Below are 13,227 nucleotides of genomic sequence, written 5' to 3' on the forward strand. Positions count from 1 at the left end.
CGTCTCTTTTCATCAAGCGTTGCGATCGGACGTTGGCGCACCGGCGAGCTTCGACTGCTTGACGAAGTTTTCGAGCAGCGCGTGGCCGTGTTCGGACAGGATCGATTCAGGGTGGAACTGCACGCCTTCGACGGCCAGTTCCTTGTGCCGCACGCCCATGATCTCGCCGTCTTCGGTCCATGCGGACACTTCAAGGCAGTCGGGCAGCGATTCGCGTTCGATCGCGAGCGAGTGATAGCGGGTCACGACGAAATGCTTCGGCAGGTCGGCGAACACGCCTTTGCAGTCGGTTTCGATCGTGCTGACCTTGCCGTGCATGATGGTTTGCGCGCGCACCACGCGTCCGCCGAAGGCCTCGCCGATTGCCTGATGGCCGAGACAGACGCCGAGAATCGGCGTCTTGCCGCTGAATTTGCGCAGCACGTCGAGCGTGATGCCGGCGTGTTGCGGATTGCTCGGCCCGGGCGACAGGCAGATGCGCTCCGGGTTGAGCTTCGCGATTTCGTCCAGCGTGATTTCGTCGTTCCGATAGGTGCGCACGTCTTCGCCGAGTTCGCCGAAGTACTGCACCAGGTTGTAGGTGAACGAGTCGTAGTTGTCGATCATGAGCAGCATGGTGTGTCTCCGGTCAGAAGTCGCTATCGAGGCCGTCTTGCACTTGTTCCGCGGCGCGCAGCACGGCGCGCGCCTTGTTCTCGGTCTCTTGCCATTCGGATTCCGGCACTGAATCCGCGACTACACCCGCTGCCGCCTGCACATACAGATTGCCGTTCGCGATCACGCCGGTGCGGATCGTGATGGCCAGATCCATTTCACCCGTGAACGACAGATAGCCGACCGCACCACCATACAGGCCGCGCTTCACCGGCTCCAGTTCGTCGATCAGCTCCATCGCGCGGACTTTCGGCGCGCCTGACAGCGTGCCGGCCGGGAAGGTGGCGCGCAGCACGTCGAAATTCGTCGTGCCGGGTTTCAGCTTGCCTTCGACCGAACTCACGATGTGCTGCACGTGCGAGTACTTTTCGATCACCATTTTGTCGGTGACAACCACCGAGCCGATCTGCGCGATGCGGCCCACGTCGTTACGCGCGAGGTCGATCAGCATGACGTGTTCGGCGATTTCCTTCGGGTCGTTCAGCAGCTCGGTGGCGAGTTCCGCGTCGCGTTCCGGCGTATTGCCGCGTGGCCGCGTACCGGCGAGCGGCCGGATCGTGACGATGCGATCCTCGCCACGCTTTTCCTGGCGCACCAGGATTTCCGGCGATGCACCGACTACGTGGAAGTCGCCGAAGTTGTAGAAATACATATACGGCGACGGATTCAGCGAGCGCAGCGCGCGATACAGCGAAAGCGGATTGTCGCGGTACGGCTTGATCAGGCGCTGGCCGACCTGCACCTGCATCAGCTCGCCGGCGGCGATATATTCCTTCGCCTTGCGCACGGCCGTCAGGTAATCGTCTTTGGCGAACTCGCGGTAGGTTTCGGTGCGCACGCTCGCCGACGTGACCGGCGGTTGCACGGTCGTGCGCAAACGCTGGCGCAGTTCGCGCAGACGTTGCTTCGCTTTTGTGTAGGCCTCGGGCTGCGTCGGGTCGGCGTAGACCACGAGGTAGAGCTTGCCCGCGAGGTTGTCGATCACCGCGACTTCTTCAGTCAGGAGCAACTGGATGTCGGGCAGATTCAGATCGTCTTTCGGCGCCGTGTGCGCAAGCTTCTTCTCGATGTAGCGCACTGCGTCGTAGCCGAAATAACCGGCCAGACCGCCCGCGAAGCGCGGCAGGCCGGGGCGCTGCGCCACTTTGAAGCGGCCCTGGAATTGCTGGATGAATTCGAGTGGATCGCCCTCATGCGTTTCGACGACCTTGCCGTCGCGCACTACTTCGGACACGCCGTTGCGGGTGCGCAGCAGCGTGCGCGCCGGCAGGCCGATGAACGAATAGCGGCCGAACCGTTCGCCGCCCACCACCGATTCCAGCAGGAACGAGTTCGCGCCGTTGCGCTCGCTCTGCGCGAGTTTCAGGTACAGCGAGAGCGGCGTTTCGAGGTCGGCGAGTGCTTCGGCGATCAGCGGAATGCGGTTGAAACCCTCATTGGCGAGGGACTGGAATTCGAGTTCGGTCATGTTCCGATCCTGTACGGTGGTCCGGCGGCGTGCGTCGGACAAAGCGGGTCATTGCGCGGCCGGTCAGGCGTTCGTTCGACGTGTCGACACGATGATACCGACCGGCGCGAGTCTCCCATCGACGCGTGCAAGGGGTTTCAGCGCACAACTGTACTCTGCGGGTACACGCAGGCCGAATCAACCGATGCAGCGAAACAAGATGATGGAAAAAACGCGTGAGCGCAGCGAAGTAAAAAACGGTTGCCGAAGACGAACTTCAGCGTACCTCAGGCGAGGTTAGCGCGACCAGCGACGCCAGGGCCAGGCTCCCCGGTCGATGCTAATCAGACTCCGTTTTTTATTCAGAAACATGAGGATGAAGGACTTTTAAGTCGTGGAATGGTGCGCTGCGATCGCCCTGGCGGCGTCGAGCAGCGAGCCAACTATACCATCGGATTTTATTGTTTGTATAGCTTGGCCATGGTTGTAGCCGTAGGGCACCGTGAGCGTCGCCATGCCGGCCGCGCGGCCCGCCAGCGCATCGTTTTCCGAATCGCCGATGGCAACCGTGGCCCGCGGTTCGACGCCCAACTGCGCGGCCGCGGTGAGCATGGGCAGCGGATCCGGCTTCTTTTTCGCCAGGCTGTCGCCGCCGAGCACGACGCCGAAATACTGGGCGAGCCCATACTGCTGCAGCAATTCCACCGCGAACCGATGCGGCTTGTTGGTCACGCAGGCGAGCTTGAGGCCGGCGTCGCGCATGGCGATCAATCCGGCTTCGACATCGGCATAGAGCCGCGTGTGCGTGCCGTTGATCTTCGCGTACTCCTCCTGATAGATCGCGAGCGCTTCGTCGAAGCGGTCTTGCGCGTGCTCCGTTTCGAAGCGCGGCGCCAGCACGCTGCGGATCAGATGCTCCGAACCCTTGCCGACATAACCGACCACTTCCTCGCGCGACGTTTCTTCCGCGTCGAGTTGCGCGAGCATGCCGTTCAGGCCGGCGGTGAAATCGTCAGCGGTATCGATCATCGTGCCGTCGAGGTCGATGATCGCCGCTTGCAGGCGTGGGCCGGTGAAAGTCGGGGCGGGGAACGGAGTGGTCATGTTGCGTGCCGGTTATGCGTCGGTGCTCAGTGCTGGATGTTGGCGAGTGCCGCGCGCATCTTCTCGATCACGACCTTGTGGTCGGGCTGGCCGAAGATCGCCGAACCGGCCACGAAGGTGTCCGCGCCGGCCGCCGCGATTTCGGCAATGTTGTCGACCTTCACGCCGCCGTCCACTTCCAGATGAATCTCGCGGCCGGTGCGCTCCTTGTAGGCATTGATCCGCTGGCGTGCTTCGCGCAGCTTGTTGAGCGCCTCCGGAATGAACGACTGGCCGCCGAAACCCGGATTCACCGACATGATCAGCACGAGATCGACCTTGTCCATCACGTGATCCAGATAATTCAACGACGTGGCTGGATTAAAGACCAGGCCGGCCTTGCAGCCGTGGTCGCGGATCAGCGACAGCGTGCGGTCGATATGGTCCGAGCCTTCCGGGTGAAAGCTGATGAGATTCGCGCCGGCCTTCGCGAAGTCCGGCACGATGCGGTCGACCGGGCGCACCATCAGATGCACGTCGATCGGCACGTCCACATGCGGGCGGATCGCCTCGCAGACGAGCGGGCCGATGGTCAGGTTCGGCACGTAATGGTTGTCCATCACGTCGAAGTGAATCCAGTCGGCGCCGGCGGCGACAACGTTGCGGACTTCTTCGCCGAGGCGGGCGAAGTCGGCTGACAGAATGCTTGGAGCGATGCGGAATTGCGTCATGGCGGCGGCGGAGGCAAGCGGGAAAGCGCCATTTTACCGTTTTGCGCGCGGGCGTTCCGGTTCGTGGACGCTTTCGGGCGTGAACCTTCGTTCAAGCGGCGAATGTGACAAAACGTCCTACTGGCCCTTGGCCAAAGGGATTTGTCCGGTTGCGGGCGTGCCGCGCATCAAGCAGAATGCCAAAACCATCAGCGCCGCCTCGCCAGTGCGCCCGCAAACCATTGGCGTTCGGGCTTTCCCGCGATTTTTCACACCCCGTTTCAGCAGACCGGAATCAGGATGAGCCAGTACGAATTCAGCGTCTCGGCGCAGGTGCAGTATCTGCCCGAAGAGTCGGACCCGGAGCGCCGCCAGTATGCATTCGCCTACACGCTGACCATCCGCAACACCGGCCAGGTGCCCGCGCAATTGATCGCGCGTCATTGGGTGATCACGGACAGCGACAAGAGCGTGCAGGAGGTGAAGGGCTTGGGTGTGGTCGGACATCAGCCGTTGCTCAAACCGGGCGAGCATTTCGAATACACGAGTTGGGCGGTGATCGCCACGCCGGTCGGCACCATGCGCGGAGAGTACTTCTGCGTGGCCGAGGACGGTGAGCGTTTCGACGCGCCGGTGCCGGAGTTCATTCTGCGCATGCCGCGTACGTTGCATTGAACCGAGGGCCCGGCCCGCGGTCTTTAAGAAGCTCAATGCGCGGTTAGACGCGCGGCTTCAGTGCGTTTTTTGCTGCTTTTGCTGTTCACTCGCGTTGGCGCGCGCCGCTTTCTTCTTGCCGGACGACGTCCACACAACGATAAAGACGAGCAGGAAGAGCGCGAGGAGCGATTCCAGCGCGAAGATGAGCATTGGGTATTCGTCGAACAGATCAGACATGGCGGTTTCCATCAAGAACGAACATTGTATGCGTTTTGTCCGCACGGCCGGAGCATGGCTCGGCGCGCTTTCGGTTGCGGTGATGCTAGCGTCCTGCGGCGGCGGCGGCGCGGTCCGGCCCTCGGTTTCGCCACCCACGGGGGCGGCGATCATACCTGGGCAGATTGCCGCGGCGCGGCTGACCGCCGTTGCCTGGCAGCAGGTGCCGGGTTGGCAGGACGACTCGTTGATCGGGGCGACGGCCGCGTTGCGGCAAAACTGCGTGAGGCTCGCGCGTCAACCGAACTGGGCCCGCGCCTGTGCCGCGGCCTCGCAAATCGACGACCTCGACGTCACCAGTGCGCGGGCTTTTTTTGAAGCCTATTTCACGCCCTTCCAGTTAGCGAATACCGACGGCACGCTCGACGGCTTGGTTACCGGTTACTACGAGCCCTTGTTGCGTGGTTCGCGCACACGCCACGGCGTGTATCAGACTGCGCTGTACCGCTGGCCTTCCGGTTATCGCGCGGGCGCGCCGCTGCCGGCGCGTGCGCAACTCGAGCGCGCGGGTGTGCTCAACGGTAACGAACTCGTATGGGTCGATGATCCGATCGAAGCGTTCTTCCTGCAGGTGCAGGGTTCCGGGCGCATTGTGATGGAAGACGGCAGCGTGATGCGGCTCGGCTTTGGCGGGACTAACAACCAGCCGTACAAGTCGATCGGACGCTGGCTGCTGGACCGCGGCGAACTCACGCCCGCGCAGGCGACCATGCAGGGCATCAAGGCGTGGGCGCGCGCGAACCCGACGCGCGTCGATGCGTTGCTCGATACGAATCCGCGCTTCGTGTTTTTCCGCGAGATGCCGTCCGGCGAGAGCGTGCCGAGCGGTGGCGCGGATGGTCCGATCGGCGCACTGGGTGTGCCGCTCACGCCGGAGAGGTCGATCGCGGTTGATCCGACTTCGATTCCGCTCGGTACGCCCGTGTTCTTACAGACAACGCGTCCGTTGACGAATTCGCCGATGAACCGCCTCGTGTTCGCGCAAGACACGGGTTCCGCGATCAAGGGCGGCGTGCGGGCCGATTACTTCTGGGGCCTCGGCGACGACGCCGGCGATCTGGCCGGGAAGATGAAGCAGGGCGGCCGCATGTGGTTGTTGCTGCCGAATTCTTGAGGGTTTCGGCGGTGGACGTTGCCGTTCAACGCCGCCGCTGTTTCCGGTCGATGTGATCGGTAAGCGGCGCGGCGAGGCCGCGCTGCTTATTTGATTTGCCGTACTTTGTTTTGGGTGTGGCCGTTCAATTCGATCGTGCGCGCAGGCGGATGCGACGCATGCAACGTGCTGCATCATGCGTCGATCAAAGTGGCTTTCGTTACAGCCCCGACTTGCGCTTGTCCACCACGCGCCGCGCCTTGCCTACCGAACGCTCGATCCCATTCACAGCCAGCACATTCACCACCGCGCTCACGCCGATCAGCGCCTTGATGTCATAGGCTAGTGCCTCCTTGGCCGTGCTCAGCGCTGCTGTGTCAGGCGCTGATTCCGGGCAAGGTTCGACGTTCAACGTCAACACGTCGAGCGGGCCTTCTTTGGTCAGCACGATCTGATAGTGCGGCGCGAGCGCGCGTTGCTTGAGCAGCAGTTCTTCGATCTGCGTCGGGAACACGTTCACGCCGCGCACGATCATCATGTCGTCCGAGCGGCCGGTGATCTTTTCCATCCGCCGCATGGTGCGCGCGCTGCCCGGCAGGAGGCGCGTGAGGTCGCGCGTGCGGTAACGCACGATCGGCAGCGCCTCTTTAGTCAGCGACGTGAACACCAGTTCGCCCAGTTCGCCGTCCGGCAGCACCTCGCCGGTTTCGGGGTCGATGATCTCGGGATAGAAGTGGTCTTCCCAGATGGTCGGGCCGTCTTTCGTTTCCACGCACTCCGACGCCACGCCTGGACCCATCACTTCAGACAGACCGTAGATGTCGACAGCGTCGATGCCCATGCGCTTTTCGATCGCCCGACGCATGTCGTTGGTCCACGGTTCCGCGCCGAAGATGCCGAGGCGCAACGAACAATTGGCCGGGTCGATGCCCTGACGCTCGAGTTCGTCTGCAATAGAGAGCATGTAGCTCGGCGTGACCATGATGATGTCCGGCCGGAAATCCTGGATCAGTTGCACCTGCTTTTCAGTCTGCCCGCCACCGAACGGGATCACGGTGAGTCCCGCGCGCTCGGCGCCGTAGTGCGCGCCGAGGCCGCCCGTGAAGAGGCCGTAGCCGTAGCTGATATGGACCTTGTCGCCGCGCTTTGCGCCGCCGGCGCGGATCGAACGCGCGACGAGATTCGCCCACGTGTCGATATCGCGCGCGGTGTAACCCACCACGGTCGGCTTACCTGTCGTGCCCGACGACGCGTGGATCCGTGAAATCTGTTCCTGCGGCACGGCGAACATCCCGAACGGGTAGCTGTCGCGCAGATCCTTCTTGGTGGTGAAGGGGAAACGCGCCAGGTCCGCGAGGGTTTTCACTTCACTCGGGTGAACGCCGGCTTCATCGAATTTGTGCCGATAAACCGGCGAGTTTTCATAAGCGTGGTTCAACGACCATTTAAGCCGTTCGAGTTGAAGCGCGGCAAGTTCGTCGCGGCTGGCGGTCTCGATAGGATCGAGCGGAAGGGCGGTGGTCATTGAATGTCTCCTTGCTGCCTCAATGCTTGGGTCTGATGTACGTTCGCTTGCGCGCAAAAACCGGGGGCTGAGTGCTATTTAGCGGTTTGACGGTTTGGTGGCGAAGTGCGGCCACCAAACCGCGAATCTCTCTTGAGCTGCCGCGGGGCGGCGGTTATCAATCGCCTGTGGGAATCAGATTGCCTTTGATTTGTGCGGATTTGCCGCGGAACATCGCCACGGTTTCTTCGGCGCGGTTCGTCACGCGAATGTCGTAGATGCCGGTTCGGCCGCTCAAGGTTTGCTCGACGGCTTCCGCCGTCAACACGTCGCCGCCTTTTACAGGCCGCAGAAACTCGATCGAGCAGCCGGCTGCAACCGTGTTGATGTTGTACGTGTTGCAGGCGAACGCGAACGTCGAATCCGCGAGCGTGAAAATCAGCCCGCCATGGCAGATCTGATGACCGTTCAGAAAGTCGTCGCGTACGGCCATGCGCAGGCGCGCGTATCCGGGGCGTACCTCGACGATTTCGAGGCCGAGCGCGCGGCTGCACGCGTCGTTCTCGTACATCGCGGCAGCAGTGGCGCGGGCGAGTTCGTCGGGCGTCATCTGATCGGGATGATTGGCTTGCGTGGACATGTTCAACGGCCCTCAAAGCGCGGTGCGCGCTTTTCAACGAAGGCTTGCACGCCTTCCGCGTAGTCGTCGGAAGCTCCCAGTTCGCGTTGCAGATCGCGTTCCAGATCGAGTTGCTGGTCGAGCGTTTGCGTCGCGCCCGCACGCATGGCCTGCTTGATAGCGGCGATGGCGCGCGTGGGTTGCTGCGCGAGTTGAGACGCGAGTTTCCCCGCGGTGGCGGCGAGCTCCGAGTCGTCGACTGCTTGCCAGATCAAGCCCCAGCTTTCGGCTTTTTCCGCGCTGAGTTTGTCACCGGTGATGGCGAGTCCCAACGCGCGAGCCATGCCGACACGCTGCGGCAGGAACCATGTACCACCCGAGTCCGGCACAAGGCCGATTTTCACGAACGCCTGAATGAAGCTGGCCGAGCGAGCCGCGAGCACGAGGTCGCACGCGAGCGCGAGATTGGCGCCTGCGCCGGCGGCCGTTCCGTTCACCGCGGCGATGATGGGCAGCGGCAATGCTTGCAGGCGGCGGATCAACGGGTTGAAATGTTGCTCGATCAGTTCACCCAGATCGGTCATGGCGCCTGGAGTGAAATCGAGGTCGGCGAGGTCCTGGCCGGCGCAAAAGCCGCGGCCCGCTCCGGTGAGCACGAGCGCGCGCGCGCCTGAAGTTTCGACCTCGTCGAGCGCGGCGCTCAGCTCCTGATGCATCGCGCGCGTGAAGCTGTTGAGCTTGTCCGGCCGGTTCAGCGTGATGGTTGCGACATGGCTCGATGAGTCGATGTCCAGGCGAATCGCTTCATATGACATTGGGTGTCTCCTCAAAGTCTCTTCGACCGATGGGCGCTGCGGCGCTGATATCAGAGCCGCTCGATGACCAGTGCAATGCCCTGGCCCACGCCAATGCACATCGTGCAAAGCGCAAAGCGGCCATTGGTCCGCTCCAGCTGGTACAGCGCGGTTGTGATCAGACGCGCGCCCGAAGCGCCCAACGGATGGCCGAGTGCGATGGCTCCGCCGTTCGGGTTGACGCGCGGGTCGTCGTCGCGCAGACCGAGCGTACGCAGAACAGCGAGACCTTGCGAGGCGAAGGCTTCGTTCAACTCGATCACATCGAGTTGTTCGAGCGTCATGCCGAGCTGCTTCAACAGTTTTTGCGTGGCCGGCGCCGGACCGATTCCCATGATGCGCGGCTCGACGCCCGCCGTTGCCATGCCCACCACGCGGGCGCGGCGGCGCAGTCCGTATTGATCGGCGGCCTGCTGGTTAGCCAGCAACAACGCGCACGCGCCGTCGTTCACGCCCGACGCGTTGCCTGCCGTCACACTGCCGTCCGGGCGAACCACGCCCTTGAGCTTGCCCAAACTTTCGAGCGAGGTTTCGCGCGGGTGCTCATCGAGCAGCACGCGTATAGGATCGCCCTTCTTTTGCGCGATTTCGACGCCGACAATTTCCTGAGCTAACGTGCCGTCCCTCTGGGCATGCGCGGCCTTTTGCTGGCTCGCCAGGGCAAATGCGTCCTGATCCGCGCGGCTCACGCTGAATTCGACTGCAACGTTTTCCGCGGTCTCAGGCATCGAATCGACGCCGTACTGACGTTTCATCAACGGATTGATGAAGCGCCAGCCGATGGTCGTGTCGTAAATGTCAGCCTGGCGCGTGAAGGCGCTGGTCGCCTTGCCCATGACGAATGGCGCACGCGTCATGCTTTCGACGCCGCCGGCGATCATCAGACGCGCTTCGCCCGCCTTGATAGCGCGCGCAGCGGTGCCGACCGCGTCCATACCCGAGCCGCACAGGCGATTGATGGTTGCGCCGGGCGCCTGGGTGGGTAAGCCGGCTAGTAACGCCGACATGCGGGCGACATTGCGATTATCTTCGCCGGCCTGGTTCGCGCAGCCATAAATGACATCGTCCACAGCGCGCCAGTCGACGCCTGGATTGCGTTCCATCAACGCCTTGATCGGCACCGCGCCGAGGTCGTCGGCGCGGACATCCTTGAGTGCGCCGCCGTAGCGGCCAATTGGAGTGCGAATCGCATCGCAGATGAAGGCGTCGTTCATATGGATTCCTGCTGGAACGGATCGGCGTGAGGTGCCGATCCAATGCCTCATGTTAGTTGGGGTGCACGGCCCGGTCCATTCGGCCAAACGGCATAGGACGAAAGCCGTGCTTTTGTCTTATGCCATTCAGCCAGCTACCGCCGGCGCCGCTTTGGGTTCAACATGAACGCGGCTTTGAACTACGCGGAAGCGATTCGCGACAAAGGCGGCGTCAGCCAGCGCGGCATTGGCTGCCGGGTTCGCGCCTGTGCCGTGGAAGTCCGAGAACGCTGCCGACTGATTGACGAACACGCCGCCGGTCAGATTGATCGACAAGGCCACGCCGCCGCGGATCGATGCTTCGTGCGCATCTTCAAGCACCGCTTCGTCCGTGCTGTAAACCGACAGCGTCAGCGCGCCGTGTTCCGCGGCGATTGCGCCGGCGAGTTCGAGCGACTGCGCAGTGGAGTCCGTCGCGATCACGAACGAGATCGGGCCGAACCATTCTTTGGTGAACTGCGCCTGGTCGGTGGCGGCATCCAGTTGGAGCACGAGCGGCGTGCGCACGCGGGCGCCGGCGAAAGCGGGATGTTCGAACGACAGGCTCTCGACGAGAACGCGGCCGAGCTTTGCGGCTTCGTCGATGCGTTGAATCACGCCTTCGTTCTGAATCGCGCCGAGCAGTTCGACAGCGCGGGCCGGGTCGGCGACGAGTTTTTGCACCGCGCCCGCAATGGCTTGGGCAACTTCGTCAAAACCGAGCGTGCCTTCCGAAGTGCGGATGCCGCCGCGCGGCACGTAGATATTTTGCGGCGCGGTACACATCTGGCCCGAGTACAGCGTGAGCGAGAAGGCGATGTTGCGGGCCGCGGCCTTGATGTCGTCGACCGAGTCGATCACGATCTGATTCACGCCGGCTTTTTCGGTGTAGACCTGGGCCTGGTGCGCATTGCGCTCGAGCCACGTGCCATTTTGCGTGCTGCCCGTGAAGTCGATGAGTTTGATTTCCGGGCGCAGGGCCAGGTCCTGGACGAGTGCGCCGTCGTTCGGCTCGGTGGCCAGCAAGGTGACGACGTTCGGATCGAATCCCGCTTCGCGCAAAACGTCACGCGCGATTCGCACGGTCAGCGCCAGCGGCAGAATTGCGCCCGGATGCGGCTTGACAATGACTGTGTTGCCTGTGGCCAGATCGGCGAAGAGGCCCGGATAGCCGTTCCACGTCGGAAAGGTGCAGCAGCCGAGCACGAGGCCGGTGCCGCGCGGCACGACGGTGTAACGCTTGTGCATGGCGAGCGGCGGATTCTTGCCTTGCGGCTTTTCCCAATGGGCGTCGCCGGGAATGCGGCGCAACTGGTCCCACGCATACACGACGGCTTCCAGCGCGCGGTCTTGTGCGTGCGGGCCGCCGGCCTGGAAGGCCATCATGAATGCCTGGCCGGTCGTGTGCATGACGCTGTAGCCAATTTCGAAGCTGGCGCGATTCACGCGGGCAAGGATTTCGAGGCAGACCCCGATCCATGCCTGCGGGCCTGCTGCGCGCCACTCGCGTTGGGCAGCGGCGGCAGCCGCGATCAATGTGGCAGGGTCGGCCTTCGGGTAGCGCACGCCGAGCGGGAATCCGAACGGTGAGACTTCGGCGCCGACGGTTTCACCCGTCGAGGGTTGGTCCAGCTGGAACGTCGCGTTGAGATGCGCTTTGAATGCGGCTTCGCCGTCCGCATTAGCTGTTTCCCCGTACACTTTCGGACTGGGCATTTCGACGAACGGGCTCCAGTAGCCGCGCGTTTCAACCGCGGTGAGTGCCTTTTGCAGCGTGTCTTCGTGCTTGGTGAATAGCGGATGTGTCATGGCAGAGGGCTTGGCTGTACGTTGGGAAAAGCCTGTCGAATAATTGACCGACCGGTTGGTTGGCGAATGGTAGCATTATTAAGATGACCGCGCGAAGCGTTTTCGCGCGCAATTTTTCTAACCTTAGGAGGCGGCAATGGCTTACGAGAACATTCTGGTTGAGACGCGGGGACGGGTCGGCTTGGTCACGTTGAATCGCCCGAAGGCGTTGAACGCTTTGAATGACGCATTGATGGACGAACTGGGGGCGGCGTTGCGCGAGTTCGATGCCGACGACGCGATTGGCGCGATCGTGGTGACGGGCAGCGAAAAGGCGTTCGCGGCTGGTGCCGACATCGGCATGATGTCCACCTATACCTATATGGATGTCTACAAGGGTGACTACATCACCCGCAACTGGGAGACCGTTCGCTCCATTCGTAAGCCGATTATTGCGGCGGTGGCTGGCTTTGCGCTCGGTGGCGGCTGCGAGTTGGCGATGATGTGCGACATCATTTTCGCCGCCGACACGGCAAAGTTCGGTCAGCCGGAAATCAAGCTTGGCATCATGCCTGGCGCCGGCGGTACGCAGCGCCTGCCGCGCGCGGTTTCCAAAGCGAAGGCGATGGACCTCTGCCTGACCGCGCGATTCATGGATGCCGCCGAAGCCGAGCGCGCAGGATTGGTGTCGCGTGTGATCCCAGCTGCGTCCTTGGTTGATGAGGCAGTGGCTGCGGCTACGACGATCGCCGAATTCCCGTTGCCGGCCGTGATGATGGTGAAAGAATCGGTCAACCGCGCCTATGAAACGACACTTGCAGAAGGCGTGCATTTCGAGCGCCGCCTGTTCCATTCCCTCTTCGCCACCGAAGATCAGAAGGAGGGCATGGCCGCGTTTGTCGAGAAGCGCAAACCGGTTTTCAAGCATCGTTAATACGCTTGTCAAAATAACGCTTGCAAGGCGGGTTCGGGCTCGCTAGAATCTCGCTCTTTCGTGCTTCGGACAACGGGGCACGGGAGGCGGGAGAGCCAGCAGTGGCAAGGCTTTCAGCGAAGCGGGCAGGTTCAGGAAGTTGAAAAAAACCTGTTGACGGCGTAGCGGAAGTTCTTCATAATCTCGCTTCTCTGCTGCTGATGCAGCGACGCAGAACGAAGCGGTGCCGGGTGGTTGTGATGTTGACGACCTGCGGTGCGGGTTCGGTGGTGAATGCGTACTCGATCTTTAAAAATTAACAGCCGATAAGTGTGGGCGCTTGATGCGCGACGCGCCGGCGGGCCCTTCGGGATCTGCCGGAACAAGCGAAAGTATC

The 13,227-nt window shown here is 62.4% G+C and carries 14 protein-coding genes; 3 read left to right on the forward strand and 11 right to left on the reverse strand.

Going from position 1 to position 13,227, the window contains the following annotated elements:
* Positions 1–12 precede the first annotated feature (12 nt).
* From B0G73_RS27035 to rpe, 4 genes are all read right to left on the reverse strand, one after another.
* Complete coding sequence (locus tag B0G73_RS27035; RefSeq protein WP_106284239.1) at positions 13–615, reverse strand: aminodeoxychorismate/anthranilate synthase component II; 603 nt, start codon at positions 613–615, stop codon at positions 13–15.
* Between the two features lie 13 nt (positions 616–628).
* A complete protein-coding gene (gene trpE / locus B0G73_RS27040; protein ID WP_106284240.1) occupies positions 629–2,122 on the reverse strand; it encodes an anthranilate synthase component I in 1,494 nt (497 codons plus the stop codon).
* A 366-nt stretch (positions 2,123–2,488) separates the two neighbouring features.
* Complete coding sequence (locus tag B0G73_RS27045) at positions 2,489–3,205, reverse strand: phosphoglycolate phosphatase (RefSeq protein ID WP_106284241.1); 717 nt, start codon at positions 3,203–3,205, stop codon at positions 2,489–2,491.
* Positions 3,206–3,231: 26 nt separating this feature from the next.
* A complete protein-coding gene (gene rpe / locus B0G73_RS27050) occupies positions 3,232–3,915 on the reverse strand; it encodes a ribulose-phosphate 3-epimerase (RefSeq protein WP_106284242.1) in 684 nt (227 codons plus the stop codon).
* 279 nt (positions 3,916–4,194) lie between these two features.
* Between rpe and apaG the strand changes: the two genes are divergently transcribed.
* Entirely contained in the window at positions 4,195–4,569 is a 375-nt protein-coding gene (gene apaG / locus B0G73_RS27060) for a Co2+/Mg2+ efflux protein ApaG (RefSeq protein WP_012434444.1), read from the forward strand.
* 57 nt (positions 4,570–4,626) lie between these two features.
* Here the strand turns inward: apaG and B0G73_RS40645 are convergent, their stop codons facing one another.
* Positions 4,627–4,788: a hypothetical protein gene (locus tag B0G73_RS40645; protein ID WP_181196650.1), complete on the reverse strand. Its 162-nt coding sequence runs from the start codon at positions 4,786–4,788 to the stop codon at positions 4,627–4,629.
* A gap of 28 nt (positions 4,789–4,816) precedes the next feature.
* On the opposite strand from B0G73_RS40645, the gene B0G73_RS27065 reads away from it, so the two are divergent.
* Positions 4,817–5,941, forward strand: coding sequence for a murein transglycosylase A (locus B0G73_RS27065; protein WP_106284260.1), 1,125 nt, complete (start codon positions 4,817–4,819; stop codon positions 5,939–5,941).
* 199 nt (positions 5,942–6,140) lie between these two features.
* Here B0G73_RS27065 and paaK read toward each other — a convergent pair whose 3' ends face one another.
* The 5 genes from paaK to paaN form a co-directional block, all read right to left on the reverse strand.
* On the reverse strand, positions 6,141–7,445 hold the full coding sequence (paaK, locus tag B0G73_RS27070) for a phenylacetate--CoA ligase PaaK (RefSeq protein WP_106284244.1): 1,305 nt from the start codon (positions 7,443–7,445) through the stop codon (positions 6,141–6,143).
* Between the two features lie 157 nt (positions 7,446–7,602).
* The gene (gene paaI / locus B0G73_RS27075) at positions 7,603–8,064 is read right to left on the reverse strand and encodes a hydroxyphenylacetyl-CoA thioesterase PaaI (RefSeq protein ID WP_106284245.1); all 462 of its coding nucleotides are present in this window, start codon (positions 8,062–8,064) and stop codon (positions 7,603–7,605) included.
* Positions 8,065–8,066: 2 nt separating this feature from the next.
* Positions 8,067–8,858: a 2-(1,2-epoxy-1,2-dihydrophenyl)acetyl-CoA isomerase PaaG gene (gene paaG, locus B0G73_RS27080; protein ID WP_106284246.1), complete on the reverse strand. Its 792-nt coding sequence runs from the start codon at positions 8,856–8,858 to the stop codon at positions 8,067–8,069.
* Positions 8,859–8,908: 50 nt separating this feature from the next.
* Positions 8,909–10,111, reverse strand: a complete 1,203-nt coding sequence (pcaF, locus tag B0G73_RS27085; protein ID WP_106284247.1) for a 3-oxoadipyl-CoA thiolase — start codon at positions 10,109–10,111, stop codon at positions 8,909–8,911.
* A 126-nt stretch (positions 10,112–10,237) separates the two neighbouring features.
* The gene (gene paaN / locus B0G73_RS27090; RefSeq protein WP_106284248.1) at positions 10,238–11,938 is read right to left on the reverse strand and encodes a phenylacetic acid degradation protein PaaN; all 1,701 of its coding nucleotides are present in this window, start codon (positions 11,936–11,938) and stop codon (positions 10,238–10,240) included.
* Between the two features lie 136 nt (positions 11,939–12,074).
* Here paaN and B0G73_RS27095 point away from each other — a divergent pair, with 136 nt between their 5' ends.
* Complete coding sequence (locus B0G73_RS27095; RefSeq protein ID WP_106284249.1) at positions 12,075–12,851, forward strand: enoyl-CoA hydratase; 777 nt, start codon at positions 12,075–12,077, stop codon at positions 12,849–12,851.
* A gap of 131 nt (positions 12,852–12,982) precedes the next feature.
* Here B0G73_RS27095 and B0G73_RS40950 read toward each other — a convergent pair.
* Positions 12,983–13,227, reverse strand: a 245-nt coding sequence (locus B0G73_RS40950) for a hypothetical protein (protein ID WP_219907293.1), incomplete at its 5' end; no start/stop codon positions are given.

The organism is Paraburkholderia sp. BL25I1N1 (assembly GCF_003002025.1).
Taxonomy (GTDB): domain Bacteria; phylum Pseudomonadota; class Gammaproteobacteria; order Burkholderiales; family Burkholderiaceae; genus Paraburkholderia.